The sequence below is a fragment of the Streptomyces xiaopingdaonensis genome, from assembly GCF_000262345.1.
Lineage (GTDB): Bacteria > Actinomycetota > Actinomycetes > Streptomycetales > Streptomycetaceae > Streptomyces > Streptomyces xiaopingdaonensis.
The window spans coordinates 1-340 of the sequence record NZ_AJTQ01000217.1 but is presented as its reverse complement, the minus strand read 5'-3'; the positions used below and the strand labels follow the sequence as shown (position 1 = coordinate 340).

General features: G+C 71.5%; 1 protein-coding gene. It reads left to right on the top strand.

The annotated features are described in order from the left end of the window. Positions 1–29: 29 nt before the first annotated feature. Entirely contained in the window at positions 30–236 is a 207-nt protein-coding gene (locus UWG_RS0116930; RefSeq protein ID WP_016908404.1) for a cold-shock protein, read from the top strand. Positions 237–340 lie beyond the last annotated feature (104 nt).

The following is a 340-nucleotide window of genomic DNA, read 5'->3' as shown; positions in this document are numbered from 1 at the left end:
GCCAGAAGCACCCATGGGAGATCCAGAAAATGGCTCAGGGCACCGTCAAGTGGTTCAACGCGGAGAAGGGTTACGGCTTCATCGCCCAGGAGGGCGGCGGGCCTGACGTCTTCGTGCACTACAGCTCGATCAACTGCGAGGGCTACCGCAGCCTCGAGGACTCGCAGCGCGTCGAGTTCCAGATCGCCGAGGGCCGCAAGGGCCCGCAGGCGGAGCAGGTCCGCGTCGTCGGCTGAACCGCCGCCGGCCACCGGGCAGTTCCGCCCCGCCGGCCGCCGCCGCAGCGGCGCTGACCGGCACCCGTGCTCCGGTGCCCGGGCCTCCGCCGAAGCGGAGGCCC

Coding starts and splice junctions, on each gene's coding strand:
- UWG_RS0116930 (WP_016908404.1), top strand. CDS start 30: ATGGCTCAGGGCACCGTCAAGTGGTTCAACGCGGAGAAGGGTTACGGC.